The following is a 22,604-nucleotide window of genomic DNA, read 5'->3' on the forward strand; positions in this document are numbered from 1 at the left end:
ATCGTATTTACGATTACATGTGACGATTGAGAAACAATAAAAATAAACACATGAAACCAGATTTTTCAGATATTAAAATAAACTCAGCAGTAAAACAAACTGCTGCAACTTCAGATAATCAAGATGTTTGGAATACTCCTGAAGGAATCCCCGTAAAAAAACATTTTACAAAAGAAGATATTGCCAAAGCAGAACATTTAGGTTATGCGGCTGGTGTGCCTCCTTTTTTAAGAGGACCATATAGTGCCATGTATGCAATGCGTCCTTGGACCATTCGTCAATATGCAGGATTTTCTACAGCAGAAGAGTCAAACGCTTTTTACAGAAGAAACTTAGCGGCAGGTCAAAAAGGACTTTCAGTTGCTTTTGATTTAGCTACCCACCGGGGTTATGATTCAGATCACCCACGTGTAACTGGTGATGTTGGTAAGGCAGGTGTTGCCATCGATTCTATTTTAGATATGGAAATTTTATTCGATCAAATTCCGTTAGATAAAATGTCTGTTTCTATGACCATGAATGGGGCTGTATTGCCAATTATGGCTTTTTATATAGCAGCGGCAAGAAAGCAAGGTGTACCTTTAGATCAACTCTCTGGAACCATTCAGAATGACATTCTAAAAGAATTTATGGTGCGTAACACATATATTTATCCACCATTACCTTCTATGAGAATTATTGGTGATATTTTTGATTATACCACTAAAAACATGCCTAAATTCAACTCAATTTCTATTAGTGGTTACCACATGCAAGAGGCTGGTGCAACTGCAGATATTGAATTGGCTTATACATTAGCAGATGGTATGGAGTATATTAGAACTGGATTAAAATCTGGTTTAAAAATTGATGAATTTGCGCCTCGTTTATCATTCTTCTGGGCTGTTGGTATGAATCATTTTATGGAAATTGCAAAAATGCGTGCTGCACGTATGCTTTGGGCAAAAATTATAAAAACGTTCAATCCAAAGAATCCAAAATCAATGGCTTTGCGTACGCATAGTCAAACCTCTGGTTGGAGTTTAAGTGAGCAAGATCCTTTTAATAATGTTGCTAGAACTTGTGTAGAAGCAATGGCTGCTACTTTGGGAGGAACGCAATCTTTACATACAAATGCCTTGGATGAAGCGATTGCGTTACCAACAGATTTCTCAGCAAGAATTGCACGTAATACGCAAATCTTTATTCAAGATGAAACGCAAATGACCAAATCGGTAGATCCTTGGGCAGGTTCTTATTATGTAGAATATTTAACGCAAGAAATAGCTAAGAAAGCCTGGGCACTCATCGAAGAAGTTGAAGAACTTGGTGGTATGGCAAAAGCCATTGAAACTGGAGTGCCAAAATTACGTATCGAAGAAGCATCTGCTCGTAAACAAGCTCGTTTAGATTCTGGTCAAGATATTTTAGTAGGGGTAAACAAGTTTAAAACTACAGAAAAATCAAATATTGAAATTTTAGAAGTTGATAATACAGTTGTTAGAGATTCTCAAATTGCGCGTATCAATAAAATGAAAGCAGAACGTAACTCTGAGCTAGTTGCTACTAAATTAAAAGCTTTAGAAGACTGTGCAGGAACAGGTAAGGGTAATTTATTAGAATTGGCTGTAGAGGCTGCAGAAAATTTTGCTACATTAGGTGAAATTTCTGATGCTTTAGAAGTTCATTTTGGAAGACATAAAGCGGATACTAAATTAATAAGTGGGGTGTACGGAAAAGAAGTAAAAAGTGATGATACGTTTGCCAGAGCGCAAAAATTAACAGATAAATTTGCAGAAATAGAAGGTCGTAGACCAAGGGTTATGATTGCAAAAATGGGTCAAGATGGGCACGATAGAGGTGCAAAAGTGGTGGCTTCTAGTTTTGCTGATTTAGGTTTTGATGTAGATATGGGATCTTTATTCCAAACACCAGAAGAAGTTGCTAAACAGGCAATTGAAAATGATGTGCACTTTGTTGGAGCATCTAGTTTGGCAGCTGGTCATAAAACATTAATTCCTCAATTAATAGGAGAATTAGAAAAATTAGGAAGACCAGATATTATGGTTTTTGCTGGTGGGGTAATACCTGCACAAGATTATGATTATTTGTTAGAAAGAAAAGTAGCAGCCATTTTTGGTCCTGGTACTGTAATTTCTGAATCTGCGATTACAATTATGGAAAAATATTTAGAGCAAGAATAAGTTTCAAATTTCAACTATATCAAAAGCCCAACATTAAACTGTTGGGCTTTTTTGTTGTTATATAGTAATCACGTTTGTTGTTTGTAAAAAATGAAATTTAAATTGGTTAAACCTATGTGATACTTTTAATATATTTAATTCAAAAGTTCTATAATATTACAAACAGGTCCATTTTTGTAATATTATGGTATGGTTATAATTTATCTAAACTCATTCTGTAATCATTGGGTGCAAACTTAACATATTTCTTAAATATTTTACAGAAATAAGTGTTACTATTAAAACCACATTGATATCCAATTTCTTTGCAAGAATAGGATGTTGTATTCAGTAATAAAAGTGCTTTTTCAATTCGTTGCCTATTGATATAGTCGATGGGGTTTTGCTTTGTTAGCTCTTTAAATTTGCGTGTAAAATGATCTGATGACATCGAGTATTTTGCTGATAGATCAGATACCGTAAGGCAATTATTGAGATTTTGATGAATAAATAAAATGGATTCTGGGATTCTATTCATGGGCTCAGTTTTCAATTCCATTTTGGTTGAGTTGATGAATTCGGAGAGCAATAAGCTTATAATTCCGCTTGAAGTTAGATTTTCTTTTACGCCTCTTTGCTTATTTTTAAGTGCATTTAAATTCATCTTTTGATAAATCAATGGGTCACCCGAAGGTAAACTCATATTAGGGTTTGCCTTGCATAATTTTTCAAATAATTTATAATGAAAATCATTAGCTTTCACTTCAATGCTAAAGTGGTACAATTGATAAATGCTTAGTTTATTAGGAAGCTGCATAGTGAATGTAGTGTAATACTGCTCCATAAAATTACTGCACTGATAGCTACATTGTACAAAACTTGGAATTAAATAGAGGTAACCTGGTTTAAGTGTAATTTTTTTGTCCATTAAATAAATGAAAGCCTCACCTTTTGTAATAAGATATATTCTTGTAAATGGACTTATAATATTAGAATAGTTCCATTCTTTACCAAGTCGACAATGTTCAACAAAAGATAGGCTAAATGATAGTTTTTGTAAAAGACCAATGTTATCCATTTTTATTATATATAATACGAATATATCTAAAAATAGTTAAAAGTGAAATATAAAACAATATCGGTTTTGTTAAATTAATGAAGGCATATGTTCAATTTTGTATTCCTTATAATATTTACCTTTGTAAAGGAGTGTAATAAAATTTTTAACATGAATTTATTTAAGAAAGCTGTAATTATAATTACTTTATTTTTTAGTTGTCAATTTATTTTTGGACAAGATAAATATGAGGCCAATTGGGAGTCACTTTCGCAATATGAATGCCCCGAGTGGTTTCAGGATGCTAAGTTTGGAATATACACTCACTGGGGTGTTTATTCTGTTCCTGAATGTCCTTCTGATTGGTATGGACATTATATGTACAATAAAGAACATCCTAACTACCTTTTTCATAAAGAAATCTATGGAGATCAAGATAAGTTTGGTTATAAGGATTTGGTGCCGTTATTTACTGCTCCTAAATTTAATGCTGATGAATGGGCTGATTTATTTGTGGAAGCTGGAGCTCGTTTTGCTGGTCCAGCAGGAGAACACGCTGATGGTTTTTCTATGTGGGATTCTAAAATAAATCCTTGGAACTCGGTAGCCAAAGGGCCAAAACGAGATGTTGTAGGAGAAATGGAAAAAGCAATTCGTAAACGTGGATTAAAATATGTTGTTAGCTTGCATCATTCATGGCTTTGGGGATGGTTTCCAACTTGGGATGAAAGCACCGATTGTGCCGATCCAAGTAATGCTTCTTTATATGGTGAAAAAGTACAAGAATCTGCTTGGAGAACAAAAGATACAAAAGGTTATTACAAAGTAAACCCGATGCCAAGTGCTAAATTTGAACATGTTTGGCTTGAAAAAGTGAAAGAAGTAGTTGACGGTTACTCACCCGACTTACTTTGGTTTGATAATCGAGTACAGATACTATCGGAAAAAGTACGTCAAGAGATGATGGCTTATGCATATAACCATGCAGAAAAAAATAATCAAGAATTTGTATTAACGTTTAAGCGTCCTGACTTTCCTCTTGGGACAGGTACTGTTGATTTGGAGCGTAATCGTATGCCAAAAATATATCCAGAACCTTGGTTAACTGACAATTCAATATCCAAAAAGTTATGGATTTGGCACAAGGATTTAAAATGCTATCCAGCCAACAATTTGATTGACGATTTGGTAGATATTGTTAGTAAAAACGGTAACCTTTTACTAAATGTTGCTCCACATCCAAACGGAACTATTCCTGAAGATCAAAAGCAACGTTTAAGAGAAATGGGGAAATGGTTAAAACTGAATGGAGAGGCTATTTACGAAAGTCGCCCTTGGCTTATTTACGGTGAAGGTCCAACAGAAACAAAAACAGGGCATTTAGCCGATATGCAATTTAATGGTTTTGGTGATAAAGATATCCGTTTTACGACTCGTGATGGACAATTATACGCAATTGCATTAGGTTGGCCTAAATCTGGAGTTCTTCCTATTAGATCGTTAAGTTCTACAAGTTACAATGGTAAAATAGAAAAAATTGAATTAATTGGTCATGATTCAAAATTGAAATGGATACAAACTGATAATGCATTGGAAATTCAATTACCAGTTAAAAAACCATGTGAACACGCCTTTGTTTTTAGAATAAATTAATGATTCTAACTAAAATTTATTTATAAAAAAAAAACATTTAAAATTAATAGATATGCCAGAAAACACACCACTATCACAACATAAAGACATTCCTTTATATAATACAGAAACATGGATGTATGAAGATTTTAAAGTAGGTCAAAAAGACCGATCAATAAGTAGAACAATATCCGAAGGAGAAGCGATGATGTTTAATGGATTGGTGTTAGATATGCACCCGTATGTTGGTGATCAAGTATTTGCGGAAAACGAAGGTCTTTTCGGAAAAAGATTAGTTGCAGGAGCCATGGTGTTCAGTCTAGGTTTGGGCTTAATGGCTAATAATAATGTCAACACTTTTAGTTATGGATACGACAAATTACGATTTATTAAACCTGTATTTATTGGTGATACCATATATACTGTTCGTACTCATTTAGATAAAAAAACTAAATACGAAAAAATGGGTTTAATAACAGTGAGTTATGAAGTGTATAAACAACCAGGAGAATTGGTGTTGTATTGTGAGCATTTACAAACAGTAAAATATCGAGAAGGAGAAAAAAGTTAATTTCATCCATTCATCGATATCGTTTTTGTAATAAATAAGCAACATATTATAATGTTTTCTTTCTTTTGGTGTTGCTTTAAGTCAACGTAAACTAAAAAAATCAATATAAACCTGTGTAATCTGTGGGGATAAAAAAGTATAAAGAATTTATTCTCCCGCTGATTTCGCTGATAAACGCTGATTCATTTACAACTAGTTTTTGTGACAAATTAGCAACATATTGTAATTTTTTCTTTCTTTTGTTATTGCTTTTAATCAAAGTAGCTAAAAAATTAGCAATAACCTGAGTAATTTTCGGGGCAAAAGAAGTATAAAGAATAAATTCTCTCCCTAATTTCACTGATGAACGCAGATTCATTTAAAAGCTGTTTTGTAGCAAATTAGCAACTTATTGTGATTTTTTCTTTCTTTTGATATTGTTTTTAATCAACGTAAACTAAAAAAATCAATATAAACCTATGTAATCTGTGGGGACGAAAAAGTATAAAGAATTTATTCTTCCGCTGATTTCGCTGATAAACGCAGATTCATTTAAAACCTGTTTTGTAACAAATTAGCAAGATACTGTAATGTTTTCTTTCTTTTGGTATTGCTTTTAATCAACGTAAACTAAAAAAATCAATGTTAACCTGTGTAATCTGTGGGGACGAAAAAGTATTTATTCTTCCGCTGATTTCGCTGATAAACGCAGATTCATTTAAAACCTGTTTTGTAACAAATTAGCAAGATACTGTAATGTTTTCTTTCTTTTGGTATTGCTTTTAATCAACGTAAACTAAAAAAAATCAATGTTAACCTGTGTAATCTTTGGGGACGAAAAAGCATAAAGAATTTATTCCCCCGCTGATTTCGCTGATGAACGCTGATTCATTTGCAACCAGTTTTTGTGACAAATTAGCTACATACACTGATAGACGCAGAAAAATTTAGAATTAGTTTAGTATTTCTTCCAAAGAGTTTTAGCTGTAGCACAAACTTTATTACTGCCTTTAACTTTTATAGTGTGTGTAAAGGCTTCTTTTGTATTATGTTCTTTTGTTAAAGATAATACGGTATCTCCAAATTGAGCTTCTGCCATAAAGCGTCCGTCAATTTTATGTAAAAAATAATTTTCAGAGATGTCTTCTGGTATAGATTCAAGGACCCACTGCAAGTACCTAATATTATTTACATGTTTATTTGTATCGGTATCATAGCGATTTACTCTAAAGTGGTTGGTATAATCTGCACTATCAACCGGATTTATTTTTTTCTTAATATCTCCGTATATGGATTCTTTACTAAAGTAAGACCATCGTTCTTTAATTTCATTAAAAATCAGAATCGGTCTTCTTTTTTCAATATCAAAGAAAACCCACAAGCCTTTTGCACTGCCAATGATATTGTTTTGTGCATCAAAAATAATATTTTCTCTATAACCTTTTATAGAGGAGTAGCTAGACAACCAAGTTCTAATGGTTATTTTTTCTTTATAATTGGGATAACGATCCATTTGTAGCATCCCAGAAACTAAAATCCAACCAACATTTTTATTTAAAAGATTAAATAAACTATGTCCTATAGCATGAGAATGTTCTGCAGCAGTTTCTTCTAATAAGGCCAACATTGTGGTAGGTGATGCTAGTCCTAGTTTATTCATTTCAAAATATCTTAATTCAAACTGTTTATCAAAATAATTTTCAAAAATCATTTTTCACATTTTAAAAAGAATTGAATAAGAGTTGTTTAAAAAGATTTTTTGAATTGATCTATAATTTGTTGCGCTGCTTTTACAGGTGATATTTTAGCGGTAACAATATCTTTTTCTAATGTAGAAAGTTCATTTTTAATATTATTAGAACCATAAAACAACTGCTTCAATTCTTCATTAATATTATTATACATCCATTTTATTTGTTGATGATTTCTGTTTTTTATAAAGTAACCATTTTCATCAACTAGCTTTTTAAATTTTAAAATTTCGTCCCAAACTTTAGAAATTCCAATATTTTTTATGGCTGAAGCGGTACTTGCAACGGGAGTCCAACCAGATTCTGATGCAGGAAAAATATGCAATGCATTTTGGTATTGTCTTTTAGCCAAATTACTCATGGTAATATTATCGCCATCGGCTTTATTAATAACCACCATATCTGCCATTTCCATAATTCCTTTTTTTATTCCTTGCAGCTCATCACCAGCACCAGCAAGCATCAATAATAAAAAGAAATCGGTCATACCGTGTACAGCAGTTTCCGATTGCCCAACACCAACGGTTTCTATTAAAATAACATCGTAACCTGCAGCTTCACAAAGTAACATGGTTTCACCAGTTTTATTAGAAACACCTCCTAAAGTATCGCCAGAGGCAGACGGTCTAATGTAAGCTTCTTGTAAAACAGATAATTCTTCCATGCGAGTTTTATCGCCTAAAATACTTCCTTTAGAGCGCTGACTACTAGGATCTATAGATAAAATAGCTACTTTATGTCCTTGTTTTACTAAATACAAGCCAAATACTTCTATAAAGGTACTTTTACCAACACCAGGAACACCTGTAATACCAATACGAATTGATTTACCCGAATTTGGTAGTATTTCTTGAACAATTTCTTTTGCTAGTTTTTTATCACTTTCTAAATTACTTTCAATGATTGTAATTGCTCTAGACAGAATAACTCTATCTCCTCTTAAAATACCATCTATATATGCTTGTGTAGGTAATCTTTTTTTTGGTTTATAGTTTTTCATTTTAGAGACAGAAAGCTAGATTTGTTGGTTAGCTTTCAGGTATAACAAAGATACAAATAATGAAAAAAAATAACACGAATTTAAAGGGCTTTTTAAAGTGATTTTTCTAGTTAGGGTTGCAAATTATATGACGTAAAATAGTTGTTGATTTTCATTAAAAGACAGCAAAAAATATAGTTGTTTAGTCTAAAATTGAATTGAGGTTTTACTATTGATGAAATTCTGTCTATTCGAGTGAGTTTTACGGTTGCAATGCGTAAAATTTGTATATAGAATAGGTGTTTTAAGTTATTCTAGATACAATCTTTCGTACCTCAAAATCACTCGAACTGACATTTTATAATTAAAAAAGATCTAAATATAAAACAGGTTGTTATTATTTCTGTTTATTTCATTTTCGATGTAAATATTCTCTTAATTGTATCTAATTCTTTTTTGTATTTCAAATCTGTTCTTGATGCAAAAGATAAAGTGTTCTCGGTTTTTACTTTCCCTTCCCAAACTAAATTTATCTCGTTTCTTAAAATTTGTTCTTGACATAAAAAATCTGGCACGATTGCAAGTCCGTTGCCATTGTGTAAACACCTAATAATAGAAGTAATGTTTGGTAAAATATAGTTGGGTTTAAAAGCGGGTTTTTTATTGAAGTTTTCAAACCAAAAACGTCTAAAATGTTCCATTTCGTTAGATGAACTATACCAAGTGTTTTTAAGTAGTTCGTCTTCTAATTTCTTTAAGTTGTTAGATTTTAGATGTTCTTGTATTTTGGTTGTATCTGTTTTATTGCCAGCTATTAATATGATTCTTTCTTTTGAAAACGGAGTATATTCTACTAAAGATTTTTTTTCATACTGTTTTTTAGGTGTTATTACTAAATCTAAAATACCGTTGTTAAGGTCTTTTATTAAATCGGTATGCGCTCCAAATCTAGCTACTAAGTCAAAGTCTAGTTTGGGAATTTCAGGTTCAATAATAAGTTGAAACATTTCTGAACACATTCCTATATTTAAAGATGGATTTTTTTCTTGAGTTGTTCTTTTAAAATGCTGTTCTGCTGTTTCTAGTTTTTTTAAAGATTCAATAATATACTCATATAAAAATTTTCCATCTTCTGTTGGAATCATTTTTCTTGAAGTCCGTTCAAATAACTTTTTACCAACATAGGCTTCTAAAGCATTTAAGTGCACACTAACTCCTGGTTGAGAGGCATATAAAGCAATCGATGCTTTGGTTAAAGTTCCGTTTTCATATATTTCTTTAAATGTTCTGTACCATTCTAAATTTACCATAACTATTATATTATTAATACAAAGGTATGATTTGTATTATTTTTACAATAGTAAATGTTGTTTTAATTTTGTCCCAAATAAAACAAGACATAAATGAAAAATATATTTATAATTAACGGAAGTCATCCATTTGCACATTCTGGTGGAAGATTTAACGAAACTCTTTTTAATACTACTGTTTCATATTTTGATTCGCGTGAGGAATTTGAAGTAAAATGTACACAAGTAGGCGATACCTATAATGCAAAAGAAGAGGTTGAAAAATTTAAATGGGCAGATTTAGTTATTTATCATACACCAATTTGGTGGTTTCAAATTCCGTTTGGGTTTAAAAAATATATTGATGAAGTTTTTACGGAAGGTCATCAAAACGGAATTTATAAAAGCGATGGAAGAAGTCGATTAAATCCAGATATTAACTACGGAACAGGCGGATTAATGCATGGAAAGAAATATATACTTACTACAAGCTGGAATGCTCCTAAAACAGCATTTACCTTAGAAAATGAGTTTTTTAATCAAAAAAGTGTGGACGAAGGTGTTATGTTTGGGTTTCACAGAATGAATGCTTTTACAGGAATGGAATTGTTAGGCACACATCATTTTCACGATATGGAAAAAAATGCAGATGTTCCTTTAGAATTGAATAATTACAGTACTTTTTTAAATGATTTAGTGACGAACCAGTAATTTTATGGTTTTCGTGTATAAAAAAAAGTAACTCCGTTTATTTGGAGTTACTTCTTTTTATTTACTTGGAACTAGGTTTTATCAACCTTTGGCAATAAAGAATAGAAATCAAACTTTTTTTTACAAAGCATTACTCTTTTACTTTGATGGCTTTTAGTTTAATAAAACCGAAAAAGTCTAAAACCCTTATAATTAAATACGTGATGTCTATTTCGTGCCATTTTACACCAAAATTAGCGTTACTTGCATGTTTATGATGATTATTATGATAACCTTCTCCCATCATTAAAAAATCGAAATGAAAAAGGTTTTTACTGGTATTTTTCATTTTGAAGTTTACATAGCCATAAATATGTCCGAACCAATTAATGATAACTCCGTGAATAGGTGCCATTAAAAAAGCGATTGGTAATAATAACCACTGCCACCAAGAAGTTACAAAGAAAACAAAGAATAAAATGTAAAATGAAATCCAAAGGATACGAGAAAAACGAGAACCAGCAAAAGTATCAAACGTTTTCCATTGAGGTACATTTTTAGTAAAACGATCATCAATAGCAATACGTTGCTCATTTATATCTTGATAAATAGTTTTTGTTTTCCACATCATTGCAAACATATTTGCATCGTAAGAAGGAGAGTGTGGGTCTTTTTCTGTATCTGTATACGCATGATGCATTCTGTGCATAATTCCGTATCCGTAAGCACTTAAATAACTAGAACCTTGAAAAATCCATGTTAAAATAAAGGTGATTTTTTCCATGGTTTTAGACATGTTAAATACTTGGTGTGCTGCATAACGGTGTAAAAAGAAAGATTGAAAAAACAAACCTCCATACCAAAGCACTATAATAAAAATAACGACTGCCATATTTGTAATTTTTACAAAGGTAGTTTGCTATTTTAAGGGAAACAATGAACCCAAATCAATAAAAAAAGAAAATGACCACTGTGTTTTAAGAACTAAGGACTAAGTACTAAGAACCAAGAATTAAGAATTAAGAACTAAGTACTAAGAATTAAGAAACAAGAGCAATCTTTTTGATAAAAAGTACATTTTAAAAGTGTTATAAAATGTGCTGATGTTTTTAAATCCGTTTTCTAATTCTACTTAAAGCCTGTGCCGTAACACCAATATAAGAGCTAATGTATTTTAAAGGAATAGCTTTTAAAAGTTCTGGGCGCTCTTTAAATAATTTTAGATAACGTTCTTCAGCAGTTAGGTTTAGTAAGTTTTGTTCTCTACTAGATTTGATTAAAAAAAGACGTTCTGCTGTTAATCGTCCAATTAAATTACCAATTTGAGTAGTTCTATAAATTTCTTGTAAATCTGTATAAGAAATGCTTAAAATAGTAGTATCTGTAAGTGCTTGTAACTCATATGCAGAAGGTTTTCTTGTTAAAAAAGAATCATAAGCACTAATAAATTGATCTTTAAAACTAAAACCAAAAGTAATTTCTTTTTCAGGATTTTCTTTAGGAATATACAAACGCACTACGCCAGATTCTATAAAAGAAATATGATTTTCTATTTCATTTAATTTTAAGAAAACTGTTTTCTTTTTAATGACGCGAGGTTGCAGTTTAGACGTAAAAAAGTCCCAATCTTCTTGAGATATGGAGGCTATTTGTTCTAAGTAGGCTTTTATCTGTTGCAAATCTTTTATTACTACTAATTTAGAGTTGCAAATATACGGATTCAGAAAGCCTATTTTGTGGTTTATTTAGATATATAATGATGCTTTTTTTTAATTAAAACATTTTAAATTCACGAACCATAATTTATTTAATTAACAAGAACGATATTGCTACCTTTGCAAAAAATATATTTAATGTCAAAAACTTTTTCATCTTTAGGAATTCATAAAGAACTAGAAGCACGTTTAGCAAAATTAGAAATTACAGTTCCTACAACAGTTCAAGAAAAAACCATTCCGTTTATCTTACATAAAAAGAAAGATATGGTGGTTTTAGCAAAAACTGGAACAGGGAAAACAGCTGCTTTTGGTTTGCCTTTATTGCAAAAAATTAAAGCTGATGAAACTCATATACAAGTTTTAATTTTAGCACCTACAAGAGAATTAGGACATCAGATTTATGACAATATCATTTCTTTTGCTTCTGAAGAGCAGAAAGAAAAAATAGTATCTATTTGTGGAGGAATCCCTATAAAACCTCAGATTGAAGCTATCAAAAAGAACCCAAGTATTGTAATTGCAACTCCAGGTCGTTTGGTAGATTTAATGAAACGTGAGGCTATCAACATTAAAGAAATCAACTATTTTGTTTTAGATGAAGCAGATGAAATGGTAAGTGCTTTAAAGGAAGAAGTAGACGCGATTATAAAAGAAATTCCAAATGTTAGAAGAACGTTGTTGTTTACGGCTACCATGCCAGGAACGATAAAGCAACTGATACAAAACTATATGTCTAAACACGTAGAGCATATAGAAACAGATATGGATTCTGTTGGGCATCAGGGAATTGATCATCAATATGTAGTAGTAGAACCGATAGAAAAATTGAATGTTTTAATGCATTTTTTATCGACCAAAGAAGGAGAACGCGGAATTATTTTTTGTAAAACCAAGGCTGCTGTTAATAAATTAGCTAAAAATTTAGCCATTAATAAGTTTTCATCTGGTGCTTTACATGGTAGTTTAACCCAAGGGATTCGTGATAGAGTTATGGGGCAATTTAGAGAAGGAAATATTGATATTTTAGTGGCTACAGATTTGGCTGCTCGTGGTATTGATGTTAAAGAAATCTCTTATGTTGTAAATTATCATTTACCAGACAGATATGATACGTATGTACATAGAAGCGGACGTACGGCTAGGGCAGGAGCAACCGGACTTTCTTTAAGCGTAATACAGCCAGAAGAATTAGAAGAAATCCCTGAATTTGAAGAAGATTTAGGATTGGTTTTTACAGAATACAAAAAAGCAGATGCACAAAGTATTGAAAATAATAACACCCTTCTTTGGGCAAAAAAAATATTTAAAACAAAACCTAATAGAGCAATTTCAGAAGATTTAAAAGGAGAAATTAAAACTATATTCCATCATTTAACCAAAGAAGAATTGGTAGATAAAATCTTAGCAAATTATTTAGCACAAACCGCTAGTGCAAAGACAAAACCAGCGGTAATTAAAAAGAAGAAAAAGAAATAACGATGGCAAATAACATTAAAAGTCAACAAGATATATTAGCAAAATTGCAGATTGAAGAATTAAATCAAATGCAAAAAGAAGCTATTGCTACAATACATAAAAACGACAATGTAATATTACTTTCGCCAACAGGTACAGGTAAAACATTAGCTTTTTCTTTGCCTTTATTAGAATTTTTAGATCCAACTTTAGAAGAAGTACAAGCTTTAATTTTAGTGCCTTCTAGAGAATTGGCAATTCAAATAGAACAAGTAATTCGTTCTATGGGATCTGGTTTTAAAGTAAATGCGGTTTATGGAGGTAGACCAATGTCTAAAGATAAAATAGAATTAAAACATATTCCTGCAATTTTAATAGGTACACCTGGTAGAATTTCAGACCATTTTGCAAACGATCGTTTTTCTAAAGATCATATTAAAACCTTAATTTTAGACGAGTTTGATAAGTCTCTAGAGGTTGGTTTTGAATATGAAATGCGTAATATTATCAATCAATTATCTTCTTTAGATAAACGCATATTAACTTCTGCTACACAAGGAGTTGAGATTCCTGATTTTGTAGGTTTAAGAAAGCCAAATACGGTTAATTATTTAAAAGCAGTAACTTCTAAATTAGAAATAAGAACAGTAGTTTCTCCAGCTAAAAATAAGCTAAATACCTTATTGCATTTACTAAATCATTTAGGAAATAAACAAGGGATTGTTTTTTGTAATTTAAAGGATTCTATAAATAATGTAAGTACCTTTTTAGAAAGCAAGAATATAAAACATGGTTGTTTTAGTGGTGGAATGGAGCAAAAGGATAGAGAACGTTCTTTAATTAAATTCAGAAATGGTACCAATCAATTATTAATTGCTACAGATTTAGCGGCAAGAGGTATCGATGTGCCAGAAATGAGTTTTATAATTCATTATGAATTACCACAAGCAATAGAAGAATTTACACATAGAAACGGACGTACGGCAAGAGTTTCTGCAGAAGGAACAGCATTTGTTTTAAAGTGGAAAGACGAACGTTTACCAGATTTTATTAAAAATGCTGATGTACAAGATATTTCTAAACAAGCAGAAAGAAGTCCTATTTTTTGGGAAACTTTATTTATTTCTGGTGGTAGAAAAGACAAAATTTCTAAAGGAGATATTGCTGGTTTGTTTATAAAACAAGGAAAATTAACTAAAGAACAGTTAGGGGCCATTGAGTTAAAACAAGATTGTGCTTTTGTGGCAGTTCCATCAACATTAACAGCAGAATTAATAGAGAAATTAAATAATTCTCGTTTAAAAAAGAAAAAAGTACGTATTTACGAAGTGTAAGAATATGAGTAATAAAGAATTAAATGCCGAAGTAAATTCGTGTATCGTTACCCTTCAAAAATTATTGGAGGATACAAATCAGCTTTTTGAATTGCCAGAAGAACAAAGAGTAGCGCTTTTTAAAGTTGCTGGCGAATTGTCTAGACCCAATCGTGATGAATTTCAGCGAAGAAGAAAAGACGCTAAAAAAGCGGCAAAGCGTAAAATGATAGAAGGTGATAAACATGCCCGAAAATCAACAGGAATACGTTCAGCTCGTGAAGCATCCTTGTTTGTGGCTCCTAAATTATTAGGAGCAGCAGCTATAAATGAAGATACTCCAGAATTAGAATCACCAAGAAACTGTTACGTATGTAAAAAAGTATTTACCAAATTGCATCATTTTTATGATACGATGTGTAAAGAGTGTGGCGATTTAAATTATGCAAAACGTTTTCAAACGACAGATTTAAAAGGGCAAGTAGCGGTAATTACGGGTTCTCGATTAAAAATTGGATATCACATAACCTTAATGTGCTTGCGTTCTGGAGCAACTGTTGTGGCAACCACACGTTTTCCTGCGGATTCTGCAATCCGTTTTTCTAAAGAAGAAGATTATAAAGATTGGTCTGATCGTTTGCATATCCATGGCTTAGATTTAAGACACATACCAAGTGTAGAAATTTTTTGTAACTATATAGAACAAAAATACGATCGCTTAGATATTTTAATCAATAATGCGGCGCAAACCGTAAGAAGACCTTCTGGTTTTTATTTCCATTTAATGGAAAATGAAAAGAAACCAATAGATCAATTGCCTAAATTGGCGCAGACTTTGTTAAAAGATCATTCTAGTTGTTTAGAAGAATTAGCGGATCTAAGTGTTTCTACTTCTAAAACAGATAAAAACAACGTGTTACCAGTTACTTGGCACGGTCCAGAACCAGGAATTGGTTTGCGTAATTCGGCAGAATTATCTCAAATTCCGTATAGTTTTGACAACTCGTTACAAACTGCAGAAGTTTTTCCGGAAGGAGAATTAGATGCAGATTTACAACAAGTAGATTTAAGAAAAACAAATAGTTGGCGTTTAAAATTAGGTGAAATAGAAACAACAGAAATGGTAGAAGTACAGTTGGTAAATGCTGTTGCTCCGTTTGTGTTGTGTAATCGTTTGTCTAATTTAATGATGAAAGAAAATACGGGTAAAAAACATATTATCAATGTAACTGCCATGGAAGGGAAGTTTCATCGATTTAAAAAGGTAGACAGACATCCGCATACCAATATGGCTAAAGCTGCCTTAAATATGTTAACGCATACATCTGCTTCTACATTTGCTAAGTCTGGTATTTATATGAATGCGGTAGATACGGGTTGGGTTACCGATGAAGATCCTGCAGAATTATCAAAGAAAAAGGTAGAAACTCACGATTTTCAACCACCTTTAGATATTGTGGATGGAGCCGCAAGAGTTATGGATCCGTTAATTGATGGAATAAATACAGGTAAACATTGGTCTGGTAAATTCTTAAAAGATTATTTTCCTATCGATTGGTAGTTTTTTAATCGCTTTATTACAGAAAAAAAGGAATGCTGATGGTTATAAATCAAAAGCATTCCTTTTTTTTATATTCAGGTAGAAGATTTTTTTTGTATAAATGAAACTAAAACAGTAACTTAGGAGGAGTTACTTTAGAGTAACATTATTTATGAACCTTTTAAATTTATACAATTATGTTAGCTTTTAGAACAGAAATTAGAAACTCACCAAGAGAACAAATCTTAAAAATTTATTTAAGTGACATTTCGTTAGATCAAGAATTAAAATTATTGTTAGAAAACATTAATGGAGTTCGAATTGTAGAAGTACAAGAGAGTATCAGTAGAAATAGAGTAGAGGAGAACGTAACTATATTTAGAGATTTAAAACACTCTATAAATAGTATTAAAGATAAAGTTGATGCTTTTTTAACTCTTTATTTTGAAAAAGCAGCAATATAAATGTTGATTGTTTTAAAGAGTCTTTTTCCTTTTACTTTGCGTTAAATAATAATAAATTGAAAAGAAAACAATTATAAGGTTGTATATCAGAAAAATGGAACCATCTTTGCATATATAATTAGTATTATAAATTTAACAACATTATTATGAGTAAAGGTACAGTAAAGTTTTTCAACGAAACAAAAGGATTTGGTTTTATTACTGAAGAAGGAGTAGACAAAGATCATTTTGTACACGTTTCTGGTTTAATTGATGAAATTAGAGAAGGTGACGAAGTTGAATTTGACTTACAAGAAGGAAACAAAGGATTAAATGCAGTTAACGTAAAAGTTATCTAAAAAATATACTTCAAGTTTTATAAAAAGCCCATCAATTAATTGATGGGCTTTTTTTGTGCTTTTTAAGTTCTTAAACCTTTGCGGTTATCAAACAATCTATTTGGTTTTATATTTATTAGAGTATCGTTTCCAAAGTTTGGTTTGATGAGTTTCTAAGCTAATTTTTCTTCCTTGAATAAATGCTTCTGATAAAATATTGGTTCTCATATCTAAAGCATCACCTTCAGAAACAAACAAAGTAGCGTCTTTACCAACTTCTAAAGTGCCTACAATATCATCTATCCCTAAAATTTTAGCAGTATTAGAGGTTAATAATTGTAAAGCTACCTCTTTATCTAAACCATAGGCAGCAAATGTACCTGCGTAAAAAGGTAAATTTCTCGTATTCATACGTTCCATTTGTCCTTCCATTCCAAGACTTACTACAACTCCTTTGTCTGTTAATACTTTAGCAATGGTATATGTATAATCATACGCAAAATCTTCGCTATCTGGGTTTCTATGAGGTCTTTCTAAAACAACAGGAATATTGTTTTTTACTAACAAATCTGCAACTTTATCGGCTTCACTTCCATGCACAATTACAATTTTTTCTATACCTATATCTTTGGTCATTAAAATGGCATCGGTTATTTCTCTTTGTCCGTTTACATGAACAAAAAGTTTTTGAGTACCATTAAACAATCCTTTTGTAGCTTCGTAAGGTAAGTGTTTTTTATCCTTTTTACTTGTCAAATATGCTTTTGCATTTGTAAAGTATAATTTGATGTCACTTATTTTTTTAGCATAATTTTTGTCTGGTTTTAAAGCAGGATCTTCACCTAACCACCATTTTCCACTTGTAAAACTCCCTGGCCAATTCATGTGAATTGCATCATCTGTTTTAATAACGGCATCTTCCCAGTTCCAAGCATCTAATTGCACCACGGAAGAAGTCCCAGAAATTAATCCACCTCTTGGTGTAATTTGTGCCATTAATACACCATTTGGGCGCATAGACTCTACAACTTTGCTTTCTGCATTATAGGCAATTAAACTTCTAATATGTGGGTTGTTGGCACCAATTTCGTCTTCATCGTCACTGGCTTTTACAGCATCAATTTCGACCAAACCTAAAGTGGCATTAGCGGCAATAAAACCAGGGTATACGTGTTTTCCTTTGGCATCAATTACAGTTCCTCTTCTTGCAATTTTTGCATTTGCACTACCCGCAAAAACAATTTTACCATTGCTAAACATAATTAAAGAGTTTTCTATAATCTTACCATTGCCTAAGTGTGCGGTTGCTCCTTGTATCGAATAATCTGCAATTTGTTTGTTTGCAGGTGTTTGTTGAGCAATTATACTATTTCCTGCTAAGAAGAAAAATAGCAAACTATATATTATTTTTTTCATCGTTATGTAGCTTTATATTTCTGTATCGCAGTGAAAATTAATATCTTTTCTTTTTGTTGGAATTTGGGTTTTTCCACCACTCATTTTTTCTTGCAACATCATATTAATTAACTTGCTTTTTTCTTGTTTAATAGCTTCACGTTTTTTAAGATCTTCAATTCTATCAAAAAATACTTTTCCGTCAATAATTGTTTTTTCAACCTTCGCATAAATAGACATTGGGTGATGACTCCACAATACAACGTCTGCATCTTTACCCACTTTTATACTACCTACTTTGTCGTCAATATGTAATAATTTAGCAGGATTAATTGTAACCATTTTCCAAGCTTCTAGTTCTGTCATTCCTCCATATTTAACAGTTTTTGCAGCTTCTTGATTCAATCTTCTAGACATTTCTCTATCATCAGAATTAATAGCAACTGTAATACCAGCATTGTGCATAATTGCGGCATTGTAAGGTATTGCATCATTTACTTCGTATTTATAAGCCCACCAGTCAGAAAATGTAGAACCACCAATACCACGTACTTTCATTTTATCAGCAACTTTATATCCTTCTAAAATATGCGTAAATGTATTTATTTTAAAGCCCATTTTATCGGCAACATTCATTAACATATTAATTTCTGATTGTACGTAAGAATGACAAGAAATAAAACGTTCTCCGTGTAAAATTTCGACTAACGTTTCCATTTCGGCATCTTTTCTAAACGGTTTTCCACTTTTCTTTAAAGCATCGTATTCTTGAGCTCTGGTAAAATAATCTGTAAAAACTTGTTCTACACCCATTCTTGTTTGAGGAAAACGAGTACCATTTGTACTACGAGATTGTTTTACATTTTCTCCTAAAGCAAATTTTATAAACTTAGGCGAATTATCGTAAATCATGTTTTCTGCATTTTCTCCCCATTTTAGTTTGATAATTGCAGAACGACCACCAATAGGATTTGCCGAACCATGTAAAATTTGAGAAGTAGTGGTGCCTCCAGAAATGTTTCTATAAATATTAATATCGTTAGGGTCAATAACATCTTCTATAGTAACTTCTGCAGAAGAATTCTGTGCACCTTCATTTATAGAAGATGCGGCAATATGAGAATGCTCATCTACAATACCGGCTGTTAAATATTTACCAGTTCCATCAATTTCTGTTGCCCCACTAGCTCTTAGGTTTTTACCTATTTTAGTGATTTTTCCATCTTTTAAAAGTACATCTGTATTTTCTAAAATACCTTCATCTTCACTTGTCCAAACAGTAACATTTTTTACTAAAATTGTTGTTGCTTTTGGCTGAACATAATTTCCGAAACCAATATTAGGATAACTTACTGGTACAACTATAATTGCTTCTTCTTTATTCTTATTTGTTGATTTTTTCTTGGCTTCTTTTTTAAACTTTTTACTTGCAGCCCAAGTTGTTTTATTACCCTGAGTATCAAAAGCATCACCTTGCATAACATTAGAAGCGTTTATAATTTTACCTAATAATCTTGTAAAACGACCATCATCATTTAAGGTCATAGAAATCCAATCATCTTTATAAGAAAATCTAGATTTTATTTTTTTATCACCTTTTGTAATTGTTGCCGTTTGTTTTGCGCCTTTACCAGTAATAGCTAAATTGTAATTTGTATTGTTTACATATAACATATAATTACCTGTAATGTCTTTGATATTCATGTTGTTAATTATGTTCTTATCACCTTGAACCCAGTTTTCATAAATGGTTGTTTTAGAATCAAAAATATCACCAGAAGTAATAATAAAGTTTGCATAACTTCCTTCTTTTAAATTACCAACTGTACTTTTACCTATAATAGTTGCAGGTATGGTTGTTAACGCCGCTAATGCTTTTTCTTTATCAAAACCATATTTAATAGCTTTCTGTAAATTTTTATGAAAAGAACTTAAAGATTTTAAAGAGTGTGTGGTTAACGCAAAGTTAATTCCGTTTTTAGAAAGTACACTTAAATTAGAAGGTTCTTGATTCCATTTTCGCATATCTCTTAAAGTAATATGTTGCGCTAGTAAAGGGTCTGAAACATCATAAGCATTGCTAAAGTTAATAGGAATAATAAAATTGGCATTAGTTGCCTTAATATCATTTATTCTTTCAAATTCTTCTCCGCTACCCACAATAGTGTATTGTACGCCAAACTCGTCGCCAACTTTATCTGCTCTTAATGCATCTAAAACGGTGTTGGTTTCAAAAATTTGCAATAGCCTTTTATTTGCATTAAAAGCTTCTAAAGATAAATCTTTATTTTTCATGTTTCCTTTAGCATACCAATCTGCATCATTAAAAACCTGACGTAATAAGGCCATTGCGCCCATTCTAGAACTTGGGTAGGCTTGGTTAGATTTTGCACTTTTATTAAAAGATAAATATTGAGCAGATTTAGTATCTAAAATTCGGTAAGCATCAGACGAATTAGGGTTTAAAGCAATTAGCAAACCATTTCCTTGAACAATTCCGTCGTTATAATGTGTATTTACTACACCAAAACCTGCTTCTAATAATTCTTTTGCTTGTTTAGCATCAAATTTAAAAGCTGTAATTGGGTTGGTTTCTGGTCTAATGTGATCGTTCCAATAATAGCCTTCTCGGGTTGCTTCATATTGTTTTGTTCTAGATCTACTTGGTTGTTTAGAAGGTTTAGCAAGTCCAAAATCTGAATAAATATCAATAAAAGACGGATACATTGTTTTACCATTTAAATCTATGGTTTTTGTGCCTTTAGGAATCTTAACAGATTTACCAATACGAGTAACTTTACCATCTTTAATGAGTAAAGTTCCTTTATTAATAACTTCATTATGTGTAACAAAAATGGTTGCATTTATAAAAGCAAAAGTGGTACCTTCTGTTGTTTTAACGCCACTATCCGTAGGGAAATAATCTTGAGCATTTGCATAAGAAATGGACAAGAAAAATAGTAATAAAAAGTGTTTTTTCATGTAGTTTGAATTAATTGATGAGCGTTAAATTTATTAATATGATTTTTGAAGAATGTTAATTCACAATCTTTTAACAAAAAATTAAGAAAATTAGATGTCTTTAAAAGATTCAAAATAAGAAATAAATAAATCTACAACATAGTTATATGATTGTACACCTTTGTCTTGTTTGTTAGCTTTTAAATACGCATTATATCCTTTTTTAACAAGAGGTTCAAACGGGTTTTTATATTGTTGCCAAAAGGTATAACTTGCATTAAAATCTTTTGAAATTCCCTTGTTTACGGTTTTCCAAAGTTCTTTTGAGAGGGTTTTATCTCGTTTTCTTAATTCGGAAATACAATAGCCAAAAGCCATTCTGTAACTGGCATATTTAAAATACAAATCTTCATTATAATTTGCAGCCAAAAAACCAACAAAATTTGCTTCGTTTTCTGCGGCAAAACCAATTTGATGTGCCATTTCATGGCAGGTTGTTGTTGGGTAACCCGTTTTAGGAATTCGATTATTAACTTGCGCTTCTCCCGTTAAAGGATTTAAATAGCCTGCCGTTCCATTGTAAGTTTGTAATAAACTCATTAAAGAACTTTTTACTGATTTATGTTGATATTTTAATTGCGGATAATCTTTAGATAAATGATGATAACCTAAAATTGCCATGGCATACATTTCCTTTTTAGAATAAGGGTTTTTAACTTTTAGAGTATCGTTTTTGGTGATTTTAAGTTGATAATAATTTAAATTTTTAATTACTTGTTTTGTTACTTTTTTAAGTTGCTCTGTGGTATATTTTTGTTGTTGATAATTTAAGTTTTTAGCCAAAGGTTCTCTGTAATAATTTAAACCCCAGAAAAGATAAAAACAAAAATAAATAACAGATAGTATTGCTGTAAAATGAATAATTTTAGGAATAAAATTTTTGAACCGAGTTTTTATCAACCTAAAAATAAAACGAATAAAAATAAAGACACCGAAAGCCAATAAAACATCTCCAAAAGAAAAAGGAATCCAACCTAAAATAATTCTTAAAAAGGATGAAATAGGCGGGTAGATGCCATTTGAATAATACTTTTCTATTAATTCAGGGTGTGTGGCAGCCCATTTTATCAAAAAAATTTGAATGGGTAAAAAAAGAGTTAAAAAAATATGTCTTTTAGGTATCTTCAAGGAAAATAATTTAGTGATAAATTACGTTTTTACTATTTAAAAAGAAGTCAAATTATTTTTTTAAAATCCAACTTTGTTGGTAAAAATAAGATTTCATTTTGAAAATTGACTGGTTATTAACAAGATAATAACATTTTTGTTTA

At 31.3% G+C, this 22,604-nt stretch carries 18 protein-coding genes; 9 read left to right on the forward strand and 9 right to left on the reverse strand.

The genetic code is table 11. The annotated features are described in order from the left end of the window. Positions 1-50 precede the first annotated feature (50 nt). Complete coding sequence (gene scpA / locus WHD07_RS01390) at positions 51-2,183, forward strand: methylmalonyl-CoA mutase (RefSeq protein WP_105048531.1); 2,133 nt, start codon at positions 51-53, stop codon at positions 2,181-2,183. 193 nt (positions 2,184-2,376) lie between these two features. On the opposite strand, the gene WHD07_RS01395 is transcribed toward scpA, so the two are convergent. After that, the gene (locus WHD07_RS01395) at positions 2,377-3,240 is read right to left on the reverse strand and encodes an AraC family transcriptional regulator (protein ID WP_343329747.1); all 864 of its coding nucleotides are present in this window, start codon (positions 3,238-3,240) and stop codon (positions 2,377-2,379) included. A 150-nt stretch (positions 3,241-3,390) separates the two neighbouring features. Here WHD07_RS01395 and WHD07_RS01400 point away from each other — a divergent pair, with 150 nt between their 5' ends. Next, positions 3,391-4,872 carry an alpha-L-fucosidase gene (locus tag WHD07_RS01400; RefSeq protein WP_343329748.1) on the forward strand — a complete coding sequence of 494 codons (1,482 nt, stop codon included), beginning with the start codon at positions 3,391-3,393 and terminating at the stop codon, positions 4,870-4,872. 52 nt (positions 4,873-4,924) lie between these two features. Further along, the gene (locus tag WHD07_RS01405) at positions 4,925-5,422 is read left to right on the forward strand and encodes a MaoC family dehydratase (RefSeq protein WP_343329749.1); all 498 of its coding nucleotides are present in this window, start codon (positions 4,925-4,927) and stop codon (positions 5,420-5,422) included. Positions 5,423-6,359: 937 nt separating this feature from the next. Here the strand turns inward: WHD07_RS01405 and WHD07_RS01410 are convergent. From WHD07_RS01410 to WHD07_RS01420, 3 genes are all read right to left on the reverse strand, one after another. Further along, positions 6,360-7,112, reverse strand: coding sequence for an acyl-[acyl-carrier-protein] thioesterase (locus WHD07_RS01410; protein WP_343329750.1), 753 nt, complete (start codon positions 7,110-7,112; stop codon positions 6,360-6,362). A gap of 35 nt (positions 7,113-7,147) precedes the next feature. Continuing rightward, on the reverse strand, positions 7,148-8,152 hold the full coding sequence (gene meaB / locus WHD07_RS01415) for a methylmalonyl Co-A mutase-associated GTPase MeaB (RefSeq protein WP_105048534.1): 1,005 nt from the start codon (positions 8,150-8,152) through the stop codon (positions 7,148-7,150). A 386-nt stretch (positions 8,153-8,538) separates the two neighbouring features. After that, on the reverse strand, positions 8,539-9,441 hold the full coding sequence (locus tag WHD07_RS01420) for a LysR family transcriptional regulator (RefSeq protein WP_343329751.1): 903 nt from the start codon (positions 9,439-9,441) through the stop codon (positions 8,539-8,541). A gap of 93 nt (positions 9,442-9,534) precedes the next feature. Here WHD07_RS01420 and WHD07_RS01425 point away from each other — a divergent pair, with 93 nt between their 5' ends. Continuing rightward, the gene (locus tag WHD07_RS01425; RefSeq protein ID WP_343329752.1) at positions 9,535-10,131 is read left to right on the forward strand and encodes an NAD(P)H-dependent oxidoreductase; all 597 of its coding nucleotides are present in this window, start codon (positions 9,535-9,537) and stop codon (positions 10,129-10,131) included. A gap of 130 nt (positions 10,132-10,261) precedes the next feature. Here WHD07_RS01425 and WHD07_RS01430 read toward each other — a convergent pair whose 3' ends face one another. After that, positions 10,262-11,002 carry an acyl-CoA desaturase gene (locus WHD07_RS01430; protein WP_343329753.1) on the reverse strand — a complete coding sequence of 247 codons (741 nt, stop codon included), beginning with the start codon at positions 11,000-11,002 and terminating at the stop codon, positions 10,262-10,264. A gap of 217 nt (positions 11,003-11,219) precedes the next feature. Beyond that, entirely contained in the window at positions 11,220-11,789 is a 570-nt protein-coding gene (locus tag WHD07_RS01435; protein ID WP_105048538.1) for a Crp/Fnr family transcriptional regulator, read from the reverse strand. A 174-nt stretch (positions 11,790-11,963) separates the two neighbouring features. Between WHD07_RS01435 and WHD07_RS01440 the strand changes: the two genes are divergently transcribed. From WHD07_RS01440 to WHD07_RS01460, 5 genes are all read left to right on the forward strand, one after another. Beyond that, positions 11,964-13,304 carry a DEAD/DEAH box helicase gene (locus tag WHD07_RS01440; protein ID WP_343329754.1) on the forward strand — a complete coding sequence of 447 codons (1,341 nt, stop codon included), beginning with the start codon at positions 11,964-11,966 and terminating at the stop codon, positions 13,302-13,304. Between the two features lie 2 nt (positions 13,305-13,306). After that, entirely contained in the window at positions 13,307-14,617 is a 1,311-nt protein-coding gene (locus WHD07_RS01445) for a DEAD/DEAH box helicase (RefSeq protein ID WP_343329755.1), read from the forward strand. Positions 14,618-14,621: 4 nt separating this feature from the next. Continuing rightward, a complete protein-coding gene (locus WHD07_RS01450) occupies positions 14,622-16,157 on the forward strand; it encodes an SDR family oxidoreductase (RefSeq protein WP_343329756.1) in 1,536 nt (511 codons plus the stop codon). A 176-nt stretch (positions 16,158-16,333) separates the two neighbouring features. Further along, on the forward strand, positions 16,334-16,600 hold the full coding sequence (locus tag WHD07_RS01455) for a hypothetical protein (protein WP_343329757.1): 267 nt from the start codon (positions 16,334-16,336) through the stop codon (positions 16,598-16,600). 146 nt (positions 16,601-16,746) lie between these two features. After that, complete coding sequence (locus WHD07_RS01460; protein ID WP_105048543.1) at positions 16,747-16,938, forward strand: cold-shock protein; 192 nt, start codon at positions 16,747-16,749, stop codon at positions 16,936-16,938. Positions 16,939-17,034: 96 nt separating this feature from the next. Here the strand turns inward: WHD07_RS01460 and WHD07_RS01465 are convergent, their stop codons facing one another. From WHD07_RS01465 to WHD07_RS01475, 3 genes are all read right to left on the reverse strand, one after another. Continuing rightward, positions 17,035-18,333 carry an amidohydrolase family protein gene (locus WHD07_RS01465; protein ID WP_343329758.1) on the reverse strand — a complete coding sequence of 433 codons (1,299 nt, stop codon included), beginning with the start codon at positions 18,331-18,333 and terminating at the stop codon, positions 17,035-17,037. Between the two features lie 12 nt (positions 18,334-18,345). Next, positions 18,346-21,294 (reverse strand): amidohydrolase family protein, encoded by a 2,949-nt coding sequence (locus WHD07_RS01470; protein WP_343329759.1) that lies wholly within the window; start codon positions 21,292-21,294, stop codon positions 18,346-18,348. A gap of 90 nt (positions 21,295-21,384) precedes the next feature. Beyond that, positions 21,385-22,461 carry a DUF3810 domain-containing protein gene (locus tag WHD07_RS01475; RefSeq protein ID WP_343329760.1) on the reverse strand — a complete coding sequence of 359 codons (1,077 nt, stop codon included), beginning with the start codon at positions 22,459-22,461 and terminating at the stop codon, positions 21,385-21,387. Positions 22,462-22,604: the final 143 nt, after the last annotated feature.

Origin of the sequence: Polaribacter staleyi, from assembly GCF_038024045.1 — a bacterium.
In the GTDB taxonomy this organism is placed as follows: Bacteria; Bacteroidota; Bacteroidia; order Flavobacteriales; family Flavobacteriaceae; genus Polaribacter; species Polaribacter butkevichii.

Excerpts from the sequence above, each read along its gene's own strand:
- WHD07_RS01430 (WP_343329753.1), bottom strand. The coding sequence starts at position 11,002 with ATGGCAGTCGTTATTTTTATTATAGTGCTTTGGTATGGAGGTTTGTTT.
- WHD07_RS01410 (WP_343329750.1), bottom strand. The coding sequence starts at position 7,112 with ATGATTTTTGAAAATTATTTTGATAAACAGTTTGAATTAAGATATTTT.
- WHD07_RS01465 (WP_343329758.1), bottom strand. The coding sequence starts at position 18,333 with ATGAAAAAAATAATATATAGTTTGCTATTTTTCTTCTTAGCAGGAAAT.
- WHD07_RS01400 (WP_343329748.1), top strand. The coding sequence starts at position 3,391 with ATGAATTTATTTAAGAAAGCTGTAATTATAATTACTTTATTTTTTAGT.
- WHD07_RS01460 (WP_105048543.1), top strand. The coding sequence starts at position 16,747 with ATGAGTAAAGGTACAGTAAAGTTTTTCAACGAAACAAAAGGATTTGGT.
- WHD07_RS01470 (WP_343329759.1), bottom strand. The coding sequence starts at position 21,294 with ATGAAAAAACACTTTTTATTACTATTTTTCTTGTCCATTTCTTATGCA.
- WHD07_RS01455 (WP_343329757.1), top strand. The coding sequence starts at position 16,334 with ATGTTAGCTTTTAGAACAGAAATTAGAAACTCACCAAGAGAACAAATC.
- scpA (WP_105048531.1), top strand. The coding sequence starts at position 51 with ATGAAACCAGATTTTTCAGATATTAAAATAAACTCAGCAGTAAAACAA.
- WHD07_RS01450 (WP_343329756.1), top strand. The coding sequence starts at position 14,622 with ATGAGTAATAAAGAATTAAATGCCGAAGTAAATTCGTGTATCGTTACC.
- WHD07_RS01420 (WP_343329751.1), bottom strand. The coding sequence starts at position 9,441 with ATGGTAAATTTAGAATGGTACAGAACATTTAAAGAAATATATGAAAAC.
- WHD07_RS01425 (WP_343329752.1), top strand. The coding sequence starts at position 9,535 with ATGAAAAATATATTTATAATTAACGGAAGTCATCCATTTGCACATTCT.
- WHD07_RS01445 (WP_343329755.1), top strand. The coding sequence starts at position 13,307 with ATGGCAAATAACATTAAAAGTCAACAAGATATATTAGCAAAATTGCAG.
- WHD07_RS01395 (WP_343329747.1), bottom strand. The coding sequence starts at position 3,240 with ATGGATAACATTGGTCTTTTACAAAAACTATCATTTAGCCTATCTTTT.
- WHD07_RS01405 (WP_343329749.1), top strand. The coding sequence starts at position 4,925 with ATGCCAGAAAACACACCACTATCACAACATAAAGACATTCCTTTATAT.
- WHD07_RS01440 (WP_343329754.1), top strand. The coding sequence starts at position 11,964 with ATGTCAAAAACTTTTTCATCTTTAGGAATTCATAAAGAACTAGAAGCA.
- meaB (WP_105048534.1), bottom strand. The coding sequence starts at position 8,152 with ATGAAAAACTATAAACCAAAAAAAAGATTACCTACACAAGCATATATA.